Below are 16863 nucleotides of genomic sequence, written 5' to 3'. Positions count from 1 at the left end.
AGTGAAGATAATTCTCTAGGCTGTATTCATGGTGCGCGAAAGTTCAAAAATCGGTATTCAGACGGCCGCCTCGCCGAAGCATGTTCGGGCAGCAATGAAGTTGGACGAGATCGACCGGGTTCTGCTCGAAGAGCTGGCGAAAGACGCGAGGATTCCGAACAATGCGCTGGCTGCGATCGCGGGAATTGCGCCGTCGACATGCCTCGGCCGTGTGCGCGCCTTGGTGGACAACGGCGTGATCAGGGGATTTCACGCGGACATCGACCCCGCCGCTCTCGGAATGGATCTGCAGGCGATGATCGCAGTTCGACTGCAGGCCAACGCACGGTCGCACCTCAACCGGCTCGGCGACGATTTCGCCAAGCTGGACTCCGTGCTCAACGTGTACTTCGTTGCCGGTGTCGACGACTACATGCTGCACGTCGCAACGACGGATTCGGCGCAGTTGCGTGACTTCGTCGTCAACAATCTCTCGGCACATCCAGCGGTTGCTGCGACCGAGACGATTCTGATCTTCGAACACGTCAGGCCTCGAGGCGGTACTGCCTGATTAGTTCTCACCTGATGGCGGGTCGACGCCCGGACCAGGCGTTCTCGAGGAGTTCGCTCAGGCCCGGCGGGGTGATCTCACGCGGATTCGGATACGCGGCGGAGGTGGCGAGTTCGACTGCATTTTCGATTTGATCGTGACTCATTCCCAGTTCTCGCAGAGTGGTCGGTCCGCCGCACGCGGTGACGAGGTCGAAAACGCCGGTAGCGGCATCGGATGCGCCCAGAGCAGTCGCTATTCGCGACATCACATCCGGGACAGCAGGCGCGTTGAATGCCATCGCGTGGGGGAGGACAACGGTGTGGGTGGGAGCATGCGGCAAACCGAAGCTGCCACCGAGGGTGTGGCACAACTTGTGATGAAGCCCCATACCGACCGTGCCCAAGCAGGTTCCGGCCAACCAGGCTGCTTGCAGTAGTTCGGCCCTACCTTCCAGATTTTTCGGATCATCGACAATGCTCGGCAGCGCACGGGCGATCCCGGAGATCGCCTCGATCGCCATCAAGTCCGTGATCGGGTTGGACTCGGTGGAGTACAACGCTTCAACCGCATGCGCCATCGCGTTGACGGCACTGGTGACGGTGGTATCCAGCGGCAGATCGAGAGTGAGGTCGACGTCGTAGATGACGGTTTCCGGTCTGATGTGGGGAGAGGAGCGAGTTGTCTTGCGTCCGTTCTCTGTTTCACCCAACACCGGAGTGACTTCTGATCCCGCGTACGTTGTCGGAACGACGATCTGATCGAACCCCGCTCGTAGTGCCAATGCCTTGGACAACCCGGTTGCCGAACCGCCGCCGATCGCCACGACCGTGTCGACGTAATGGTTCTCGGCAAGTCTCAGCGCGGCTGTCGTGACTTCGATCGGAGTATGCATCACAGCGCCGTCGAAGCGGGCCACCGCCATGTCGCCGAGAGATTCGGTCACGGCGGCGGCAACCGCGTCGAGTCGACGACTTGCCAGCACCATCACTCGGCTACGGCCGAGCCGCCGCACTTCTTCGGCGATCGTATCGATCATCCCTTGGCCGAAGACAATTCGAGCCGGTGAAGCGTCGTACGAGAAGGGCTTCATGTCATCCCTGCGAAACGGTGGCGTGCATTTCCCAGACGATGACCTCTGCCCCGGTATCGGAGCTGAGCTGCTGACCTCCGCCGCCGGACACGCGTACCGCGTCACCTTGTTCGAGCACTCCGACGCCTTCCATGGCGGCCTGACCGTCGGCGACAAAAACGTGCAGGAACGGTGCGTCGGGCAGGGTCACGGGCTGTCCGGGTTGCAGACGCGCAACGTGCATCGCGGCGTACTTGTTCTTGATCCGGATTGCCGAGTGATCGGCGTACGCGTCCATGCCCGACGCGACGGGAACCAGTCCACCGGCAAGCAATTCGGCGTCGATCTCCAACTGCTCGTATCCGGGCGTGATTCCGGCCTCGTCGGGGACGACCCACATCTGGATGAAGTGAACCGGGTCGCTGTGCTTGTCGGAATGCGCACCCGCCACGTCACCGAGTCGCCACGAATCGTTCTTCTCCGAATGCAGGATTCCCGTTCCAGCGCTCATCCGCTGGGCGAGACCGGGGTAGATGACGCCCGAATGCCCCATCGAATCCTGATGTACGAGAGAACCTCTCAGTACCCAGGTGACGATCTCCATGTCCTGGTGCGGGTGGGTGTCGAATCCCATTCCGGGCGTGACGATGTCGTCGTTGTTGACCAGGAGAAGACCGTGGTGAGTGTTCTTCGGGTCGTAGTGATTGCTGAACGAGAACGAGTGCTTGGAGTCCAGCCAGCCGGCATTGGACTTGAAGCGATCCCCGGATCGACGGATATCGAGGTTCGGCTGCGACAGAGTGGAGGTCATGGTGTGCCTTCCGAATGGTATGGGGGAGAGCAAGTTTTCAGAGGACGTGATTGCCGTACATCTCACCGAGTGGGTCTGCGATCAGTTCGAGTCGAGCGCCGTCGGGATCGCGGAAGTACAGCGAAACCTCACTGTGCTCGATCAGTTCGACGCCGGCCTCGGTCAGTCTGGTACGTAGCTTCGCCCACTTGGCAGGTTCGACGCTGATCGCGATGTGGTGGAGGCCGCCGAGTACTTCTTGGTACGGGCCCACGTCGAGACCCGGGAAGTCGAAGAAGGCCAGAAGGTTGCCATTGCCGATGTCGAAGAAGAAGTGCGACGACCCGGGATAGTCACGGTTCTCGATCAACTCGGTGAGTGGGAATCCGAGGAGATCCTGGTAGAACTTCACGGTTCGTTCGACGTCACTGCTGATCAGGGCCGTATGGTGCAGGCCGCGTGCGGTCGATGCGGGTCGTTTGTCGGCGGGGAGCAGATGTCGATCCCTGATCTCGGCCCGGCGTTCCTCGAACTGCACTGCGTTGTTGTCGCTCATGGCGCCCGCCTCCCGGTTGAATCTTCACTTCGAACAAGTAGTTGACTGATCAACTACATCGAGAATAGCTCATTTGATTTTGTTGTCAACTACTTCGGATATGCTGGCGTTATGGAATCAGTGCGGTGGTTGACCGACTCGGAGCAATCGGCCTGGCGGGCGTATCTGGACTCGACGCGACTGCTGCAGCGTGTGCTCGATCAGCAGTTGGTGCGAGACTCCGACATTTCCTTCACCGATTTCGAACTGCTGGTCGCTCTCGCCGAAGCGCCCGGCCGGCAACTGCGCATGAGTGAGCTCGCCGACGCTGTGATGGCTACCCGAAGTGGTGTGACCAGGGCCGTAAATCGATTGGTCGGTGCCGGGTGGGTGCGCCGGGTCGAGTGTGTCGACGACAAGAGGGGCGCTAATGCGGAGCTGACCGACCAGGGTGCCGAGAAATTGGCGTCGGCAAGCCCGGCGCACGTGGCCGCTGTACGGGAGAGCATGTTCGACCTGCTGAGCCCGCGAGATGTCGAGCGGCTGGGTGTGGTCTTCGGTGAGATGCGTCGGCACCTTCTCGAGGCCCAAGCAAGTAATTGACAGAGCAACGGCCCATGTCACGTAGTTGGTGAGGGCTGCGAACGGACTGCCATCATTGTCTGGTGACCCGTATTCGTATGTTCGCAACCGACCTCGACGGCACCCTGCTGCGCTCCGACCGAACGATTTCGGCGCGCACCGCGCAGGCCATGGAGAACGCGCGGCTCGCGGGGATCGAAGTTGTGTGGGCGACGGCCCGGGCCAGGCATTCGGTACACACGTTAGCGAGCTCGTGCGGATTTCGCGGTAAAGCTGTGTGTGCCAACGGAGCTGTCATTCTCGACCTGGCGGACGGGACTCCGGAGATCGTCGACACCGTTTCGATCGAAACATCTTTGGCTGCAACAGCTATGGAGCAGGTTCGTGCTCTGATTCCTGGCGTCGTGTTCGCGAACGTCGGACCCACGCAGTTCTTTGCCGAGCCGGAGTATGCCGCTCTGTGCGAGTTCGCGGACCATCACCGGCACCTGCACGAGATGGTGCTCGCCGATACGCTGCCGCTGGACGTGGAGCCGATGGTCAAGATCGTGGCCCGGCATGCGGAGGTTTCCAGCGCCGACCTGTACCGAACTGCGGTCGCTGCGGGCATCGAGGGTGTGGAGTTGACCCACTCCGGGGCTCCGTACATGGAAATGGCTGCAGCGGGCGTCTCGAAGGCCAGCGCTCTCGCGCAGTTGTGCGCGATCGACGGCATCGACGCGTCGGAAGTTGCCGCGGCCGGTGACGCCTTCAACGACGTTGCGATGCTGACCTGGGCCGGAACGGCTCTGGCGCCCGCCAACGCCAGAGCCGAGGTCATCGAGCTCGCCGACCGAATTTTGCCCACGAACGACGAGGACGGGGTGGCGAGCTACCTCGAAGAGCTGGTTGCGGGGAGCTAGTTCAGCTGCTGACGGCCTTGGGTCCGGTGCCGATACCGACTCCGCAGTCCGTCATGAATTCGGAGAAGACACGGTCGAAGCGATCCGGATAGTCAAGGTGCGGGAAATGCCCGGCGCGCTCGAATATCTCCACCCGCCCCAGCGGTAGTTCGGCGCGAGCATTCTCGGTGTGGGCGTTGGGGATGATGGTGTCTTCCTCGCCCCACACCAGTAGTGCCTGCAGGTTCTTGAAGTTGGCGAAATGCGGAGTGGCATTGACGGTTTGGCCGCTGTAGTTGATGACCGATCGCGCGGTCGCCAGAAATGCCTGACGTGTCGACGCGTCCGATACCGAAGCAAAGCTCTTACGGGCCTCACTCGCGCTGGCACCGAGCTTGAACAGGCCGATCTTGTTGAAAAGTCCGAGCGCTTTGTCCGTCACGTCGGTCAGCGTCCTGGACGCGAGAACGGGAAGTACCAGTTCGCTGCCGGGCAGAGTCGCCGCGCGCAGGAGTGGGCTCACCTCGGGGCCGAGTCCGCCGCTGGCCACCAGGCACAGCCGCTCCACCCGGTCGGGGAACAGGTACAGCGTCTGCATCGCGATCCCACCACCGAGGGAGTGACCGACGAGGGTGGCCGACGGAATATCGAGGGCTTCGAGGAGGTCGCGAACGGTGGCGGCGTGAGCACTGAGTGAATAGTCGCCGGCAGGCTTGTCCGACGCACCATGTCCGAAGAGATCAGGGGCGATCACGCGGTAATGACGCGCGAGCGTCTCGATCTGCGGCTCCCAATTGGAGTGCGCGCCCAGTAGGCCGTGAATGAGCACCACAACGGGGCCACTGCCTTGGTCGACGTACTTGAGCTGGTCGCCGTGCAATACAACCGTCTGTAATTGGTCGGTTGCCATGATTGAACCTTTCGGAGCCGCCAGTGTCTGTGGCTGCTCGCGTGTTGTCGGACCGCACCCGCCCCGACGCGGATCCACGGGTATTTGTGACCGGGAGTAACCCCAGTTCCCTCAGTATGCCCACCGAGGGGCCCGATGTCGTCGCCATCGGGCGTGTTGTGACGAACCGTGAGCCGTCGGCTGAGGGGAGACGTACAACTCACCGCCGCGTGTCGGCGCCGCTGATCAGGCGAAATCGACCAGTTTGCCGAAAGTGAGGTTGATGTCCCACGGTGTGACGCCCCACGTCTCGATCGCTGATACCGCGAAGATTCCGGCAGCCTCGATGGTGTCCTGTGAGGCTGGTGCCGAAACGGAAACGCCGGTTTGTCCGCTCGGAACCTCCGGCCAGACGCCGGTTCCGGCGGGCGCGGGGGTGGCCTCCATGACCGCGTTGGCCAGTCCCGATTCGTCGACGGTCGTGAAGAGGCAGTTCGGCTCGTGCGGAGCATCCCACCCGCCGAGTTCCGCGAGCCAGAATTCGCCACGTCCAGCAGCGGAGATCGCGACCGACGCGAGTACCGATTCGAGATCTTCCCAAGCGTCGGACGTCGGGGCCGACGCCTCGGTGAGCTTGAACGGTGCGGCAAGTGCAGTGCTGTCAGGGGAAGCGAAGCGCGGCTGCACAGTGAGGGCCTGGGTCTGGGTATCCAGAAACGCAACCTCTCGGAACTTGTTGTCCGGCAGGGTCGTACGGGCTACGAGACCGCGTCCCAACAGTGCGCCGAGCGCCGCGGGATCGTCGACGCTCCACAAGCGGGTCTCGTCCTCGGACCAGGTGCGGATCTTTCCGCAGACGACGGGACTGATCAGCACGGGCTCGAGGTTCGTAGTGCCTGTTGACTCGCTCACCGCTGGCTCCCCACCGCACGTCGTACCGCCGGACCGGTTCCGGGCGACGAGATAAGTATGCCGCCTCGCTGCTGTGCGCCTTTATTAACCGCCGGCGGTTAATAAAGGCGCACAGCAAGTGGTCACATATGCGTGCCGCCGTCGATGCGGATTTCCGTTCCGGTGACAAACGAGCCGTCCTCGGAAGCGAGCATCGCGATCACGCCGGCGACCGCGGACGGGGGAGCGAAACCCTCACCGATTGCCGGGGCCAGCTTGCCGAGCAGCGTGAAGTCGATGTCGGCCGGGAAGCCGGGATCGGACGTCATGCCCGACGCGATGCTGCCGGGTGCGACGGCCACGGCGCGAAGACCCTGCTTGCTGTACTCGAGAGCAAGTGCGTGCGTGAAGGATTGGATTCCACCCTTCGACGCCGCATATGCCGTCATATACGGGTGGGCGAAGGTCGCCGATGTGGAACTGAAGTTGACCACGACGCCTGCTCCGCTTTCGAGCAGTGCCGGCAGGGACTCCCTCGTCATGAGGAATGTTCCGGTGAGGTTGACCCCGATGACGGTGTTCCAGAAATCGAGTGTCATCTCGTGGGTGTGCGCGGAGCGCAGAATGCCCGCCGCATTGACCAGCACGTCGAGCCCGCCCAGAGCCTTGATCGCAGCGCCGACCTGTTCGCGAACAGACTCTTCGCTGGAGATGTCGACCTTCACCGTGGTCAGGCGATCGGAGTGTCCTGCGTCCTTCGCGGTGTTCAGCGTCTGTTCGAGGCCGGTCTCGGAAATGTCGGCGGCGACGACGGTGCCACCTTCTGCCAGGATGCGGGCAACGGTGGCCTGGCCGATTCCGGATCCTGCGCCGCTGATGAGGACGCGCTTGTCGTCGAATCGATTCACGAGAAAACTCCGGTCTGTGGGATGGACAGCTGTCTGGTGACCGATTCTGCGCGATCCAGAGCTATTAATCTGCTGGGCATTCCACTGACTGGGCACCAGTGGTGCTTGTTCGCTCGCAATCCCGAGCGAACAAGCACCGACGTCTCCTAGAGGCCCGCTGCCTGCGCGAGGCTCGGCAGGTAGGTGCTCGGCTGACCGAAGAGCTGAGCGCTGCCGTGTGCACGCTTGAAGTACAGCTGAGCGTCGTGCTCCCAGGTGATTGCGATTCCGCCGTGCAACTGAACCGCTTCGGAGGTGATCTGCTGCAAGGCTTCCGAGCAGTAGACCTTCGCCACTGCCGCGTCGTCCGCCGACTGCGTCGCCACGGCGGCGTACGTCATCGACCTCGCCGTCTCGACCAACGTGTACATATCGGCCATCCGATGTTTGAGGGCCTGGAAAGAACCGATCGCGCGCCCGAACTGCTTGCGCGACTTGGTGTATTCCACGGTCTGTTCGACGATCGCTGCTGCCGCTCCGACCTGTTCAGCAGACAAGGCGATCAGAACGACGGTTCGGATCCGATCGACCAGATCTTCGGACCACTCCAGTGGCCGACCACGAACACCGGAGAACGTGACCTCCGCCAGCGTTCGCGTCGGATCCATGGTGGGGACGCGTCGGCGGGAGACGCCTTCGGCCGCTGGATCCACTTCGTAGAACCCGTCGGCCGTGAGAACGAGCAGGGTGTCTGCGACGTGTCCGTCGAGGACGTACGACGCCGTGCCGGTCAACGCGTCTTCGGTTGCCTCGACGCCGAAGGTGCTCCAACCCGCGGCACCTGCCCAGCACAGGGCCAGCGTGCTCTCGCCGGACGCGACACCGGGCAGCAGTCGTGAGCATGCGTCGTCGTCACCGGAAAGCAGCAGTGCCTGTGCGGCAAGAATCGCCGAACCCAGCATCGGTGACGGGGTCAGCGTGCGGCCCAATTCCTCCTGGACCACGTGTACCTCGCCCAAACCTGCTCCGACGCCGTCGAACTCCTCCGGAATCGCCAACGCGGCGACGCCGATCTGCTCGCACAGCTTGCTCCACAAAGCGGCGTCGTAGCCGATCTCTGTGGTGATGGCGGCGCGGACGGCAGCGGAGTCGGAATGCTTGCTCAGGAGATCGCGTACCGATGCGCGCAATGCTGCCTGGTCTTCGGTGTCGATGCTCATGATGCAACCAGCGCTTCGACGACGCGTGCGCGATGCTCGGACGGTGTGCCCCACGCGGTGAGCAGCGCCCGTACCTTGGTGAGCCACAAGGAGAGATCGTGTTCCATCGTGTAGCCGATGGCGCCGTGAACCTGGAGTCCGACGCGAGCGGCCTTGTACGCAGCATCCCCGCACGCGACCTTGGCCGCAGAGATGTCACGCGAGGCGTCGGCCGACTGATCGCGAACCGACAGGGCGGCGCCGTGCAGCAGGGGGCGAGCCATCTCGAGGGAGACGGCAACCTCGGCCAGGTGGTGCTTCATGGCCTGGAACTGTCCGATGACCTTGCCGAACTGCTTGCGCTGCTTCGCGTATTCGGTGGTGACCTCGAGCAGTGTCTGGCCCAGGCCCTGCAACTGCGCGGCAGTGGCAAGAGCGCCCATGTCGAAGGCGGCCGAGAAGTCGGCGGAGCCCAGTGATTCGCCGGCGGAAACCTCGTAGAGCTTGCGGGAGAGATCCACTGATGCCTTGGCTTCGCCAGGGACGCCGAGTGATACGGCACCGTCCTGCGCTAGCAGAACCAGATCCACCGCATCGGCGTCGAGCGCGAACGGTGTGCGCGGGGGAGCTGCGACGGTTGCCAGCGAACCCTCGGCGAGAGCAGAGAGACGTTCCGGTGCAACGGAAGCCAGGAGCGTCGGCGCCACGGCGATCGTTTCGACGACCGGTCCGGGTACTGCGTGCCGACCGAGCTGTTCGAGCGCAACGACCAGGTCGACGGCGTCGGCGCCGAGACCGTCGTGCTCTTCGGAGATGACGAGACCGTTGACGCCGGTCTCGGCGAGGCGCTGCCAGAGCTTCTTGCCCGGCTCGGTGTCACCGTCGTTCCACGAACGGATGACGGCGGGCATGTCGGACTTGGTCAGCAGTGCATCGATGCTTGCAGCGAAGTCCTGGTGGGAGGAGTCGAGCGCGAATCTCATCGGTCCGCCTTCGGTAGGCCGAGCAGACGCTCAGCGATGACGTTTTTCTGAATCTCGTTGGTGCCTGCGTAGATCGGGCCGGACAGGGAGAACAGGTATCCGTCCATCCAGTTGTCGGCCAACTCGGCTTCAGGGCCCTGAAGTTCGAGAGCAGTCTCGTGGGTGGCGATATCCCACTCGGACCAGAAGACCTTGTTGATCGAGGACTCGGCGCCGAGCTGTCCACCGTCGGCCAGACGGGTGACGGTGCCGAAGGTGTTGAGTTGGTAAGCGCGAGCGCCGATCCAGGCGTCGGCGACCTGGTTGCGCAGAGCGCTGTCGTCGGTGCGTCCGCTGGACTTGTACAGCTCGAGCAGGCGGTCGACGGTGGCGAGGAAGCGGCCGGGGCTGCGCAGCGAGAGGCCGCGCTCGTTGCTCGCGGTGCTCATCGCGACGCGCCAACCTTCGTTGACGTTGCCGATCACACCCGACTCACCTGGGTTGGCCGGGTCGTCCGGAACGAAGACGTCTTCGAGGAAGATCTCGGCGAAGCCGGGCTCACCGTCGAGCTGATCGATCGGGCGAACGGTGACACCCTTCGACCGGAGGTCGAACATGAAATACGTGATGCCCTTGTGGCGCTGCGCATCCGGATCGGAGCGGAACAAGCCGAAGCCCCAGTCGGCGTAACTCGCGCGTGAGCTCCACGTCTTCTGACCGTTGAGCAGCCAGCCGCCGTCGACCTTCTTCGCACTCGAACGCAGGCTTGCGAGGTCGGAACCGGACTCGGGCTCGGACCAGGCCTGGGCCCAGATGTCGTCGGCACGAGCCATGCGCGGCATGATGCGAGCCAACTGCTCGGCATTTGCATGCTCGAACAGTGTGGGAGCCAACAAGAAGATACCGTTCTGGCTTACGCGGCCGGGCGCGCCCGAGCGGTAGTACTCCTCCTCGAAGATGACCCATTCGAGCAGGGACGCATCGCGTCCGCCGAGTTCCTTGGGCCAGGAGACGACGGCGTAGCCGGCGTCGGCGAGTGTGTGCTCCCACTGACGGTGCTCTTCGAAGCCTTCGGCGGTATCCATCGACTTCAGGGGAGTCGCGGGCACATTCGCTTCCAGGAACGAGCGAACCTCGTCACGGAATGCGGTTGTGGCGTCGTCGAATACGAGATCCACTATTTTGTTCCTTCCTGCGGTGCGCGAGCACTGGCAGCCATAGCTTTGGCGTCGAGACCACCAAGCGAGTCTTTGCCGACTTCGGCGTTGTGAGCGTGAGCGAAGTGATGCAGACCGAAGACGGAGTCGATGCCGTTGCGCATCCCCATCTGATCCTCGCACTGATTGACGGCCTTCTTGGTCAAAGCCAGTCCGAAGCGCGGCATCTCGGCGATACGTCCGGCGAGCTCGAACGTCTCCTTCTCGAGATGCTTGCGGGCGACGACGCGGTTCACCATGCCGATTTCGTATGCACGTTGCGCGGTGAACCGATCGCCGGTGAAGAGCATTTCCTTGGCGAATCGTGAACCGACCATCCACGGGTGCGCGAAGTATTCGACGCCGGGGATGCCCATGCGGACAACGGGATCGGAGAAGAAGGCGTCGTCGGCCGCGACGATCATGTCGCAGACCCAGGCGAGCATGAGCCCACCGGCAATGCAGGCGCCTTGGACCATCGCGATGGTGGGCTTGGGGATCTCCCGCCAACGGCGGCACATGCCCAGGTAGACCTCCATCTCGCGGGCGAAACGCTGGTCACCGCCTGGCTTGTCGACGTGATCCCACCACATGGTGGCCTTGTTCTCGTACTCGACGTGATGGTCGCGTCCCGGAGTTCCCAGATCGTGTCCGGCGCTGAAGTGAGGTCCGTTGCCTGCCAGGACGATCACCTTCACGTCGTCGTCCTCGACGGCGCGCTGGAATGCCGCGTCGAGGGCGTACGTGACCACCGAGTTCTGGGCGTTGCGGTAGTCGGGTCGATTCAAGGTCACGACGGCGACCGAGTCACGAACCTCGTAGGTCACGACGTCGGCTTCGAAGGGAACGGTCATGATTGTTCCTCGCGCAGAACCGTTTTGAGGACCTTGCCCGAAGGGTTACGGGGCAGATGATCTACGAAGCGCACCTCGCGGGGCACCTTGAAGCCTGCGATCTTCTCCTTGAGGAAGGCGATCACCGACTCTTCGGTGAGGCCGGCACCGTCGAGTTGGGCGATGTAGACGCGGCCCACCTCTCCCATCCGGTGATCGGGGATGCCGATGGCAGCAGACTCGTGGACGCCGGGCAGGCGAGCCAACATGCCCTCGATCTCGGCGGGGTAGACGTTGAATCCGCCGCTGACGTACATGTCTTTCAGACGGTCGGTGATGTCGAGATAGCCACGCTCGTCGAGGGTTCCGACGTCTCCGGTGTGCAGCCAGCCGTCGGCGTCGATTGCCTTGGCGGTGGATTCGGGGTCGTCGAGGTATCCGAGCATGACGTTCGGTCCACGAAGCAGGATCTCACCCTGGTCGCCGATCTTGACCTCGAAATCGGCTGTCGCGCGGCCGGAACTGGTGGAGACGGTGACCGGGTCGTCGTCGGTGCGGCACATGGTCGCGACCACTGCCTCGGTCAAACCGTATGCCGTGAGGACGGCGTCGAAAAGCTCTGCTTGCATGCGCTCGACGAGAGCAACCGGCACGGGTGCTGCGCCCGTGATCGCGATGCGGAGCGAGGACAGGTCGTATTCGCTGCGGCGGGGATGATCGAGGATGGTCTGGTAGATCGTCGGGGCGCCAGGCAGGATGCTGATCTTCTCGCTGCTGACCAATGCGAGGGTGTCGTCGATGTTGAAGACGGACACCGGCACGATCGTCGCACCGTTCAACAGGCAGACCAGGATTCCGGCCTTGTATCCGAAGGTGTGGAAGAACGGGCTGATGATGAGGAAGTTGTCGTCGGCGGTGACCTCGGCGCATTCACCCCACGACTTGGCGACAGCGATGGACTGACGATGCGCGGTGATCGCACCCTTGCTGCGTCCCGTGGTGCCGGAGGTGAAGAGGATGTCGCTGACGTCGTCTGGCTGCACCTTCGCAGCACGCGCGTCGGCTTCGGTGCGGGCGGCGTCGGTGGCGAGCGCGAGGAAGTCCTCGAACTCGATGACGCCGTCACGGTCGTCGTCCCCGTCGATCGGTACCTGGATGACGGTGGGGATCCTCAGGTCCGGATTGGCGTCGAGCAACTGCTGGTACCGATCGGCCTTGAGGAACGTGCCGACGACCACCAGGGCAGCTGCGTCGACGCGCTCGATGATGTCGAGTGCTTCGGTGCCGGTGTAGCGCGTGTTGATCGGGATGATGGCTGCGCCGGCGTACTGAGCGCCGAGCAGGGCGATCACCCAGTGGTACGTGTTGGGCGCCCAGATGACGACGCGGTCGCCTGCCTTCACCCCACGGTTGATCAGTGCGCCGGCGAAATCGCGGACGCGCTGATGTAGCTGTGCGAAGGTCAGTCGGGTGTCGCCATCGGCGATAGCCGCGCGCTCACCGAACTCCTCGGCGGCCCGGATGAGGGCTGATGGGATGGTTCTCGGTTGTTCGGTCACTGGACTCCTACCTGACACGCTACCTAGCAAGTGCTTGGTAGGTTATCTTACATATGTGGACCAGAGCGAGAGCCCGGACGGGCAGATGACGGACGACGAGTTTGCGGCCACGGTCGCGCAGTGGTTGGCCGAGAACTTGACGGGCAAATTCGCCCAGCTCAAGGGTAAGGGCGGCCCCGGCAGTGAGCACGAGTTCTTCGAGCAACGACTCGAGTGGGACAAGCACCTCGCAGCGTCGGGGTGGACGTGCCTCGGGTGGCCGAAGGAGTTCGGCGGGCGGGGAGCAAGCATCTCCCAGCAGGTCATCTTCCATCAGGAGTACGCGAAGGCCGGTGCGCCCGCTCGCGTCAGCCACATCGGTGAAGAGCTGCTCGGCCCGACGCTGATCGCGTACGGCACCGACGAGCAGAAGCGCCGATTCCTTCCTGGCATCAACACGGTCAGTGAACTGTGGTCGCAGGGCTACTCCGAGCCCGGCGCCGGTTCCGACCTCGCGAACGTCTCCACGACCGCACGCCTCGAAGACGGCAAGTGGATCATCAACGGCCAGAAGGTGTGGACCTCACTGGCTCACGTCGCGCAGTGGTGCTTCGTGGTCTGCCGCACCGAGGTGGGCTCCAAGCGTCACCAGGGGTTGAGCTTCCTGCTTGTCCCGTTGGATCAGCCCGGTGTGACAGTTCGGCCCATTCAGCAGCTCACCGGCACATCGGAGTTCAACGAGGTCTTCTTCGACGACGCCGTCACCGATGCCGATCTGGTGGTCGGGGAACCCGGCGAGGGCTGGAAGATCGCGATGGGGCTGCTCACCTTCGAGCGCGGTGTATCCACGCTCGGACAGCAGATCGGATTTGCCCGCGAGCTCCAAGGCGTCGTCGACCTGGCGAAAGCCAATGGCAGTGACCAGGATCCGCACATTCGCGAAAAGATCGCCCGCGCGTGGGTCGGACTGCGCGTGATGCGCGCCCACGCGATGCGCACTCTCGACGCGGTCGACGCCGGAACCGGTGGCGGAGAAGCGTCCGTCGCAAAACTGTTGTGGGCCAACTGGCATCGTGATCTGGGACAGCTGGCGATGGACGTGCAGGGTGCGTCGTCGTTGGTTGCACCGTGGGCGGATTCCGAAGGCAATGCCTCGGACATCACCGATCCCGAGCACCTCGAGCTCGACGAATGGCAACGCCTCTTCCTCTTCACCCGCGCCGACACGATTTACGGCGGCTCCAACGAAATTCAGCGCAACATCATTTCCGAGCGCGTGCTCGGTCTTCCTCGAGAGGCTCGTTAATGTCTGACACCAAAGCCGCGTCCCCGCTTTCCGTTGCGCCGGAGGAAACCCCGGGCCACGGTCTGCTCGCGGGCAAGAAGGCGATCATCACCGCCGCAGCCGGAACCGGCATCGGTTTCTCCACTGCGCGCAGGGTGCTTCTCGAGGGCGGCGACGTTCTCGTCTCCGACTTCCACGAGCGTCGACTCGGTGAGACGGTGGAGAAGCTGAAGGCCGAATTCCCCGGTCAGCAGGTCGAATCGATCATCTGCGATGTATCGAGCACCGAGCAGGTCGACGCGTTGTTCGTCGGCGCGGCCGAGAAGTTGGGACGTATCGACATCGTCGTCAACAACGCGGGCCTTGGCGGCGAAACTCCCGTCGTCGACATGACGGACGATCAGTGGGATCGCGTTCTCGACATCACCCTCAACAGCACCTTCCGTTCGACGCGCGCAGCCCTGCGGTACTTCAAGAGCGTTCCCCACGGCGGTGTTCTGGTGAACAACGCGTCCGTTCTCGGTTGGCGCGCGCAGCATTCCCAGGCGCACTACGCCGCAGCCAAGGCCGGCGTCATGGCGCTGACTCGGTGCAGCGCCATCGAAGCAGCGGAGTACGGAGTCCGTATCAACGCGGTCTCGCCTTCCATTGCGCGTCACGCGTTCCTGGCGAAGGTCACCAGTGAGGAACTGCTCGACCAGTTGGCTTCCGGTGAGGCCTACGGCCGCGCCGCGGAGGTCTGGGAGATCGCAACGGTCATCGCGATGCTCGCCAGCGATTACTCCACCTACATGACCGGCGAGATCGTCTCCGTTTCTTCGCAGAGGGCCTAGCGTCCCCGTGCGCGGTTAAGGAGTCCCTGGACTCGCTGACCGCGCACAGGGGAAGGCCCTGGATAGGATTGAATACATGACGCCACCTCGAAATTCCGACGAATCAAACGGCAAGTCCGGGCGCCGCGACGAGCTGCTCGAGATCGCGGCGGGGCTCTTCGCCGATCGCGGAGTGCGCGCGACGACCGTCCGCGACATCGCCGACGCCGCCGGGATCCTGTCCGGCAGCCTGTATCACCATTTCGATTCCAAGGAGTCGATGGTCGACGAGATCCTGCACCAGTTCCTCGACGAACTCTTCGGAAAATACCGCGAGATCGTCGCGGCGGGGTTGGACAGTCGCGCGACGCTCGAAGCACTGGTCGTGACGTCGTACGAGGCCATCGACGCCTCACATTCGGCTGTGGCGATCTACCAGGACGAGGTCAAGCACCTCGTCGGGAACGAGCGCTTCGCTTACCTGGCCGAGCGCAACACCGAATTCCGGGACCTGTGGGTCGGCGTCCTCGAAGCCGGCGTCGCGGACGGGACCTTCCGCTCCGACATCGACGTCGAATTGGTCTTCCGCTTCATGCGCGACACCGTGTGGGTCGCGGTTCGCTGGTACCGCCCGGGTGGATCCCTCTCGGCGCACGCCGTCGCGGCTCAATATCTCGCGATCGTGCTCGACGGGCTCTCCGATCCGGCCACAACTTCAGACGCTATTGCTGAATCAACTTCAAGAACTATTGCTGCACAACGAAACTAGGAGCTAACGCTATGTCCGAGGTTTACATCGTCGACGCCATTCGCACACCGATCGGCAAGAGGGGCGGCGCGCTGTCCGGCGTGCACCCCATCGATCTCGGTGCGCACGTCGTCAAGGCACTGGTCGAGCGCACCGGTATCGACCCCAGTGACGTCGACGACGTGATCTTCGGTTGCGTCGACGCCATCGGCGGCCAGGCCGGCAACATCGCCCGTATGTCCTGGCTCGCAGCGGGATTCCCGGAGCACGTTCCCGGGGTGACCGTCGACCGTCAGTGTGGTTCGAGCCAGCAGGCAGTGCACTTCGGCGCTCAGGCCATCCTGTCGGGCACCGCGGATCTGATCGTTGCCGGCGGCGTTCAGAACATGAGCCAGATTCCGATCTCGGCAGCGATGATCGTCGGTCAGCAGTACGGATTCGACACGCCGACTTCGGGTTCGGTCGGTTGGACCGAGCGCTACGGTGACCAAGAGGTCTCGCAGTTCAAGGGCGCCGAAATGATCGCCGAGAAGTGGGACATCAGCCGCGAAGAGCTCGAGAAGTGGGCCCTGCAGAGCCATGAGCGCGCCAAGGCTGCAATCGCCGCGGGTCGTTTCGACAACGAGATCGTCGCCATGGGCGACGCGACCGTCGACGAAGGACCCCGCGAGACCAGCCTCGAAAAGATGGCGACGCTCAAGGTTCTCGTCGAAGACGGACGCATGACCGCAGCAGTGGCCAGCCAGATCTCCGACGGTGCGAGTGCGCTGCTGCTGGCGTCGGCGGAAGCGGTGGAGAAGTACAACCTCAAGCCCCGCGCCCGGATTCATCACCTCAGCGCACGCGGCGACGACCCGATCTTCATGCTCAGTGCGCCGATCCCGGCCACGAAGCATGCTCTCGCGAAGGCCGGCCTGAGCATCGACGACATCGACATCGTCGAGATCAACGAAGCTTTTGCCCCGGTCGTCCTGGCCTGGATCAAGGAAATCGGCGCAGATCCGGCCAAGGTCAACGTCAACGGCGGCGCGATCGCACTCGGTCACCCGCTCGGCGCGACCGGCACCAAGCTGATGGCAACCCTGCTCAACGAACTCGAGCGCACCGGCGGTCGTTACGGCCTGCTGACCATCTGTGAAGGTGGCGGCACCGCGAACGCGACGATTATCGAGCGGCTCTGACGCCTTGCTGTGCGCCTTTATTAACCCCCGGCGGTTAATAAAGGCGCACAGCA

General features: G+C 63.3%; 18 protein-coding genes. 7 read left to right on the top strand and 11 right to left on the bottom strand.

Going from position 1 to position 16863, the window contains the following annotated elements:
* The first annotated feature begins 28 nt into the window (after positions 1 to 28).
* Positions 29 to 550, top strand: a complete 522-nt coding sequence (locus G4D79_RS01105) for an Lrp/AsnC family transcriptional regulator (RefSeq protein ID WP_003945867.1) — start codon at positions 29 to 31, stop codon at positions 548 to 550.
* A gap of 7 nt (positions 551 to 557) precedes the next feature.
* On the opposite strand, the gene G4D79_RS01100 is transcribed toward G4D79_RS01105, so the two are convergent.
* The 3 genes from G4D79_RS01100 to G4D79_RS01090 are packed head-to-tail and all read right to left on the bottom strand — an operon-like array spanning position 558 to position 2947.
* Positions 558 to 1622 (bottom strand): maleylacetate reductase, encoded by a 1065-nt coding sequence (locus tag G4D79_RS01100; RefSeq protein ID WP_099697042.1) that lies wholly within the window; start codon positions 1620 to 1622, stop codon positions 558 to 560.
* A gap of 1 nt (position 1623) precedes the next feature.
* Positions 1624 to 2412 (bottom strand): pirin-like bicupin family protein, encoded by a 789-nt coding sequence (locus G4D79_RS01095; protein WP_020906267.1) that lies wholly within the window; start codon positions 2410 to 2412, stop codon positions 1624 to 1626.
* Between the two features lie 37 nt (positions 2413 to 2449).
* Positions 2450 to 2947, bottom strand: coding sequence for a VOC family protein (locus G4D79_RS01090; protein ID WP_007734170.1), 498 nt, complete (start codon positions 2945 to 2947; stop codon positions 2450 to 2452).
* A 111-nt stretch (positions 2948 to 3058) separates the two neighbouring features.
* Between G4D79_RS01090 and G4D79_RS01085 the strand changes: the two genes are divergently transcribed.
* Positions 3059 to 3529, top strand: a complete 471-nt coding sequence (locus G4D79_RS01085; RefSeq protein WP_099697041.1) for a MarR family winged helix-turn-helix transcriptional regulator — start codon at positions 3059 to 3061, stop codon at positions 3527 to 3529.
* 62 nt (positions 3530 to 3591) lie between these two features.
* Positions 3592 to 4410, top strand: a complete 819-nt coding sequence (locus G4D79_RS01080) for an HAD family hydrolase (RefSeq protein ID WP_099697040.1) — start codon at positions 3592 to 3594, stop codon at positions 4408 to 4410.
* 1 nt (position 4411) lies between these two features.
* On the opposite strand, the gene G4D79_RS01075 is transcribed toward G4D79_RS01080, so the two are convergent.
* The 8 genes from G4D79_RS01075 to G4D79_RS01040 form a co-directional block, all read right to left on the bottom strand.
* Entirely contained in the window at positions 4412 to 5299 is an 888-nt protein-coding gene (locus tag G4D79_RS01075; RefSeq protein WP_099697039.1) for an alpha/beta fold hydrolase, read from the bottom strand.
* A gap of 225 nt (positions 5300 to 5524) precedes the next feature.
* Positions 5525 to 6190: a hypothetical protein gene (locus G4D79_RS01070; protein ID WP_099697038.1), complete on the bottom strand. Its 666-nt coding sequence runs from the start codon at positions 6188 to 6190 to the stop codon at positions 5525 to 5527.
* A 122-nt stretch (positions 6191 to 6312) separates the two neighbouring features.
* On the bottom strand, positions 6313 to 7077 hold the full coding sequence (locus G4D79_RS01065) for an SDR family NAD(P)-dependent oxidoreductase (RefSeq protein WP_042449451.1): 765 nt from the start codon (positions 7075 to 7077) through the stop codon (positions 6313 to 6315).
* 146 nt (positions 7078 to 7223) lie between these two features.
* Positions 7224 to 8276 (bottom strand): acyl-CoA dehydrogenase family protein, encoded by a 1053-nt coding sequence (locus tag G4D79_RS01060; protein WP_021332412.1) that lies wholly within the window; start codon positions 8274 to 8276, stop codon positions 7224 to 7226.
* The gene (locus G4D79_RS01055; RefSeq protein WP_007734178.1) at positions 8273 to 9238 is read right to left on the bottom strand and encodes an acyl-CoA dehydrogenase family protein; all 966 of its coding nucleotides are present in this window, start codon (positions 9236 to 9238) and stop codon (positions 8273 to 8275) included. Before G4D79_RS01055 ends, G4D79_RS01060 begins: the two co-directional genes overlap by 4 nt.
* The gene (locus tag G4D79_RS01050) at positions 9235 to 10395 is read right to left on the bottom strand and encodes an acyl-CoA dehydrogenase family protein (RefSeq protein ID WP_007734181.1); all 1161 of its coding nucleotides are present in this window, start codon (positions 10393 to 10395) and stop codon (positions 9235 to 9237) included. Before G4D79_RS01050 ends, G4D79_RS01055 begins: the two co-directional genes overlap by 4 nt.
* Positions 10395 to 11267 (bottom strand): enoyl-CoA hydratase, encoded by an 873-nt coding sequence (locus G4D79_RS01045; RefSeq protein WP_064688590.1) that lies wholly within the window; start codon positions 11265 to 11267, stop codon positions 10395 to 10397. The genes G4D79_RS01050 and G4D79_RS01045 overlap by 1 nt, the downstream gene beginning before the upstream one ends.
* On the bottom strand, positions 11264 to 12805 hold the full coding sequence (locus tag G4D79_RS01040) for a FadD3 family acyl-CoA ligase (RefSeq protein ID WP_007734186.1): 1542 nt from the start codon (positions 12803 to 12805) through the stop codon (positions 11264 to 11266). The genes G4D79_RS01045 and G4D79_RS01040 overlap by 4 nt, the downstream gene beginning before the upstream one ends.
* A 55-nt stretch (positions 12806 to 12860) precedes the next feature.
* Between G4D79_RS01040 and G4D79_RS01035 the strand changes: the two genes are divergently transcribed.
* The 4 genes from G4D79_RS01035 (at position 12861) to G4D79_RS01020 (ending at position 16810) form a co-directional block, all read left to right on the top strand.
* Positions 12861 to 14090 (top strand): acyl-CoA dehydrogenase family protein, encoded by a 1230-nt coding sequence (locus tag G4D79_RS01035; protein WP_007734188.1) that lies wholly within the window; start codon positions 12861 to 12863, stop codon positions 14088 to 14090.
* A complete protein-coding gene (locus G4D79_RS01030) occupies positions 14090 to 14902 on the top strand; it encodes an SDR family oxidoreductase (protein ID WP_003945582.1) in 813 nt (270 codons plus the stop codon). Before G4D79_RS01035 ends, G4D79_RS01030 begins: the two co-directional genes overlap by 1 nt.
* 76 nt (positions 14903 to 14978) lie before the next feature.
* Complete coding sequence (locus tag G4D79_RS01025; RefSeq protein WP_003945807.1) at positions 14979 to 15650, top strand: TetR/AcrR family transcriptional regulator; 672 nt, start codon at positions 14979 to 14981, stop codon at positions 15648 to 15650.
* An 11-nt stretch (positions 15651 to 15661) separates the two neighbouring features.
* The gene (locus tag G4D79_RS01020; protein WP_007734192.1) at positions 15662 to 16810 is read left to right on the top strand and encodes an acetyl-CoA C-acetyltransferase; all 1149 of its coding nucleotides are present in this window, start codon (positions 15662 to 15664) and stop codon (positions 16808 to 16810) included.
* Positions 16811 to 16863: the final 53 nt, after the last annotated feature.

The organism is Rhodococcus sp. WY5 (genome assembly GCF_018588185.1).
GTDB classification, from domain to species: Bacteria; Actinomycetota; Actinomycetes; order Mycobacteriales; family Mycobacteriaceae; genus Rhodococcus_F; species Rhodococcus_F qingshengii.
Note: the sequence above shows the minus strand (reverse complement) of the source record. Positions and strands in the feature narration are given on the sequence as shown.

Excerpts from the sequence above, each read along its gene's own strand:
- G4D79_RS01105 (WP_003945867.1), top strand. The coding sequence starts at position 29 with ATGGTGCGCGAAAGTTCAAAAATCGGTATTCAGACGGCCGCCTCGCCG.
- G4D79_RS01100 (WP_099697042.1), bottom strand. The coding sequence starts at position 1,622 with ATGAAGCCCTTCTCGTACGACGCTTCACCGGCTCGAATTGTCTTCGGC.
- G4D79_RS01095 (WP_020906267.1), bottom strand. The coding sequence starts at position 2,412 with ATGACCTCCACTCTGTCGCAGCCGAACCTCGATATCCGTCGATCCGGG.
- G4D79_RS01090 (WP_007734170.1), bottom strand. The coding sequence starts at position 2,947 with ATGAGCGACAACAACGCAGTGCAGTTCGAGGAACGCCGGGCCGAGATC.
- G4D79_RS01085 (WP_099697041.1), top strand. The coding sequence starts at position 3,059 with ATGGAATCAGTGCGGTGGTTGACCGACTCGGAGCAATCGGCCTGGCGG.
- G4D79_RS01075 (WP_099697039.1), bottom strand. The coding sequence starts at position 5,299 with ATGGCAACCGACCAATTACAGACGGTTGTATTGCACGGCGACCAGCTC.
- G4D79_RS01060 (WP_021332412.1), bottom strand. The coding sequence starts at position 8,276 with ATGAGCATCGACACCGAAGACCAGGCAGCATTGCGCGCATCGGTACGC.
- G4D79_RS01055 (WP_007734178.1), bottom strand. The coding sequence starts at position 9,238 with ATGAGATTCGCGCTCGACTCCTCCCACCAGGACTTCGCTGCAAGCATC.
- G4D79_RS01045 (WP_064688590.1), bottom strand. The coding sequence starts at position 11,267 with ATGACCGTTCCCTTCGAAGCCGACGTCGTGACCTACGAGGTTCGTGAC.
- G4D79_RS01030 (WP_003945582.1), top strand. The coding sequence starts at position 14,090 with ATGTCTGACACCAAAGCCGCGTCCCCGCTTTCCGTTGCGCCGGAGGAA.
- G4D79_RS01025 (WP_003945807.1), top strand. The coding sequence starts at position 14,979 with ATGACGCCACCTCGAAATTCCGACGAATCAAACGGCAAGTCCGGGCGC.
- G4D79_RS01020 (WP_007734192.1), top strand. The coding sequence starts at position 15,662 with ATGTCCGAGGTTTACATCGTCGACGCCATTCGCACACCGATCGGCAAG.